This window comes from Rhizobium sp. RU36D, from assembly GCF_900176345.1.
Lineage (GTDB): Bacteria > Pseudomonadota > Alphaproteobacteria > Rhizobiales > Rhizobiaceae > Allorhizobium.
The window spans coordinates 1-3,364 of the sequence record NZ_FWXU01000062.1 but is presented as its reverse complement, the minus strand read 5'-3'; the positions used below and the strand labels follow the sequence as shown (position 1 = coordinate 3,364).

The following is a 3,364-nucleotide window of genomic DNA, read 5'->3' as shown; positions in this document are numbered from 1 at the left end:
GTAAGCGGTGTCCCGGCAGCACCTTTATCAAGCACTCTTGCGCATCGAACGTGACGGGATGAGAAGTTTCATCAATCCAGGTGTAGCGCGACCCAAGGACCGCGCCACTTTTGGGAAACTAAAGTGCTTTCCAGAAGATGACCTTGTCGTCACCTGGAGCCCAGAAGTCCCTGACACGGGCTTCCTCGGTGTATCCATTCTTGCGATAAAATTCTCGCGTCTTGCGATACGCCTCAGTACCCGAAGTGTCTGCAATCAAGACACGGTGGCCGCGTCCGCGAAGAACTGCCTCTAGCTCTTGAACTATTGCAGCCCCCACGCCCTCACCCTGTTTTGAAGGCAAAACAGCAATAGCCAGCATGTTCCACGTCCCCTCTGTAAGCTGCTCGGGTGCAGCGTAGCAAAAGCCCAAGGCCGTACTATCCTCTTCGTAAGTGAGCCAAAGGTCTTCGCTTGCATCTTCTGACAGGAAACGTCCAATCATGTCAGAGAGCATTTCGCTTGGGAAAAGTCCCGTCTCTTCCAGCACCACTTCGAGGTCCGGAAGGTCTTCGGATTTTGTCTGTCTGATGTTCATTGTGGTGATCTTTCAATATGTTCATACAAAGCCCTGCTGCTGTAGCAGAGGGCTTTCAGCCTGCTTCTCAAGCAAATGATCGCTGATTTTTGAGAAAGTTCAGGCCGAACGACAGGGATAGCTGAAGCGATGACGCTTCAGCTTCGTTGCAACTCGACAACCCCACAGGATGGGATTAGCGGTTTCCCGCAATCGTGAACATAAAATCTCCAACGCTTGACCCGCTGCCAAGCTAGCGACTGTCGTAACAGGGCGAGGCGAGGTCTGCAATAGTGAAGGCGCGAGTGGGGCGTAGGCAGCCTATTTGGGGTACCGCTATCTCAGAACGCAATGCCAAGGCAGCAACTCATCGATCCGGCTCTGCTTGTGGCCGTTGACGATGGCACTGAGCGTGGCGGTTAGATACGCCTGCGGATCGACGGCATTGAGCTTGCACGTCTCAATCATGGAAGCGATTGTTGCCCAGTTCTCGGCTCCTGTATCATGACCCGCGAAGAGTGCGTTCTTCCGGTTCAGCGCAATCGGCCGGATTGTCCGCTCGACACTATTATTGTCGATCTCGATGCGACCATCGGTCAGGAAGAGCTTCAGTCCATCCCAGTATTTGGCAATGTAGGCCAATGCCTCGCCGAGCGGCGACTTCGTTGCCACGCGGGCGCGGTGATGGACAAGCCAGTCATGCAGGCGAGCGACGAGTGGCGCTGATCGTTCCTGCCGACCTGCAAGGCGAGCCTCGCGATCAAGGCCGCGCAGTTCAGCTTCGATGCGATACAACTCGCCGATCCGCTTGACGCCATCCTCGGCAATCGGTGCTGACCCGTTGCGGGTGATCTCCACCAGCTTACGCCGTGCATGTGCCCAACAATACGCAAGCCGAATGTCCGGTCCAATCCGCTCTGGTGCGATCAGCCTGTTGTATCCCGCATACCCATCCACCTGCAGGACGCCAGAGAAACCCTGCAGTATACGTTCGGCATGAATGCCTCCTCGACCAGGAGCATAGGTGAAGGCGACACCCGGCGGAGCGCCACCACCCCACGAGCGATCATCCCGCGCCAGCGCCCAGAAGTATCCGGTCTTGGTCTTGCGAGAACCCGGATCGAGGACCGGAGCACGGGTCTCATCCATGAACAGCTTGGTCGAGCGCTTCAGGTCGGCGATCAACGCATCGAAGACGGGCCGCAGTTCATAGGCTGCTCGACCGACCCAATCGGCCAGCGTGGATCGGTCGAGATCGATGCCTTGGCGGCTCATGATCTGCGCCTGCCGATAGAGCGGAAGGTGATCCGCATACTTGGAGACCAGAACATGGGCGATGGTAGCTTCCGTCGGCAGCCCACCCTGGATCAACCGTGCCGGAGCTGGGGCTTGGACGACCCCGTCGGTGCAGGCACGGCAGGCATACTTAGGGCGGCGGGTGACGATCACGCGGAACTGTGCCGGGATCACGTCCAACCGCTCGGAGACATCCTCGCCAATGCAATGCAGGCAACCGCCGCAGCCACAGATAAGGCTCTCTGGCTCAATAACTTCCTCGATACGCGGGAGATGCTTCGGAAGCGAGCCGCGATTGATCGCACGTGGCTTGGCAATCCTGTTTCCTGCAGGAGTGTCCGCCTCATCCTCGGCATGGATCACGGCCATAGCCGTTTCCAGGTCTTCCAGCGCCAAGTCGAATTGGTCGGGATCGGTCTTCTCAGATTTGCGTCCGAAGGCTGCCTGCTTGAATGCGGCGACGAGCTTCTCAAGCCGTTCGATCCGCTCATCCTTGCGGGCAATATGTTCGTCCTTGCTGGCTATCGCGACATCCTTGGCCGCCTCGCGTGCCTGCGCCGCGATCAGCATCGCCTTCAGGGCGGCAACATCATCGGGAAGGTCGGCGGCATCATGCATGGCCGGAAACTACCAAATCCCGAGCCGAATTACCTTTGGAATTTGGGGTGCTGAGTCATAGTGCCGCAGCTATTCGATGGCTTCCGGCGCTCTCGTCTGGACGGCATGAACCCGCCGCCAATCGAGGCCTGCGAACAGCGCTTCGAACTGGGCGTGGATCAGTGTCATCAGGCCGTCCTTGATGCCTGGCCAAGTAAAGCTATGCTCTTCCAGCCGTTTGTAGGCCAGCACGATACCCGAGCCATCCCAGTAGATCAGCTTCAGCCGATCCGCCTTGCGGGACCGGAACACGAAGACCGTTCCGGTGAACGGGTCCTTGTGCAGTTCGTTCTTCACCAGCGCCGCCAATCCATCATGACCCTTGCGGAAGTCGACTGGTTTGGTCGCCACCATGATCCTGACGCGGTTTGACGGAAAGATCATGTCGCCGCCGCCAGAGCTCGGGCGATGGCAGCAATCCGGGCAGCAGACGCACCTTCCTCAAGACGGATCGTGACAGGACCTACAACAATCTCGGCGCGAGAAGCGACCTTGACGGCCAGCGGCTCCGGCGCTGGAGTATCGACAACGATGGCCGCAAACTCGACCCCGTCTTCGGGCTCTGGCAGCACCAGCTTGCCCTGCCGAGCCAACGTCCGCCACGATGACAGGTGGTTGGCCTTCAGCCCGTAGCGTTCGGCCACTTCATTCACCGTCACGCCTGGTCGCAAGCTCTCCGAAACGATGCGTGCCTTGACCTCGTCAGGCCAATGGCGGTGCGGCTCACGCCTGTTCGGCCGCGTTGTGAGAACCTCCAACTTAGACTCCATGGAGAAACTCCTTGTCGCTCATCCACGGAATGTTCGATCACAGATCAGGCGACGGCGGGCAATGTGGGGGCAGAACACCGGTTAC

The 3,364-nt window shown here is 58.5% G+C and carries 4 protein-coding genes; all 4 read right to left on the bottom strand.

Annotated elements, in window-relative coordinates; all coding sequences use genetic code 11:
* Positions 1–118 precede the first annotated feature (118 nt).
* The gene (locus B9A97_RS29095) at positions 119–577 is read right to left on the bottom strand and encodes a GNAT family N-acetyltransferase (protein ID WP_084369317.1); all 459 of its coding nucleotides are present in this window, start codon (positions 575–577) and stop codon (positions 119–121) included.
* A gap of 315 nt (positions 578–892) precedes the next feature.
* The gene (locus tag B9A97_RS29090; RefSeq protein ID WP_084369316.1) at positions 893–2,470 is read right to left on the bottom strand and encodes an IS66 family transposase; all 1,578 of its coding nucleotides are present in this window, start codon (positions 2,468–2,470) and stop codon (positions 893–895) included.
* Between the two features lie 69 nt (positions 2,471–2,539).
* On the bottom strand, positions 2,540–2,893 hold the full coding sequence (gene tnpB, locus B9A97_RS29085) for an IS66 family insertion sequence element accessory protein TnpB (RefSeq protein WP_084369315.1): 354 nt from the start codon (positions 2,891–2,893) through the stop codon (positions 2,540–2,542).
* Positions 2,890–3,279, bottom strand: a complete 390-nt coding sequence (locus tag B9A97_RS29080) for an IS66-like element accessory protein TnpA (protein WP_084369314.1) — start codon at positions 3,277–3,279, stop codon at positions 2,890–2,892. Before B9A97_RS29080 ends, tnpB begins: the two co-directional genes overlap by 4 nt.
* Positions 3,280–3,364: the final 85 nt, after the last annotated feature.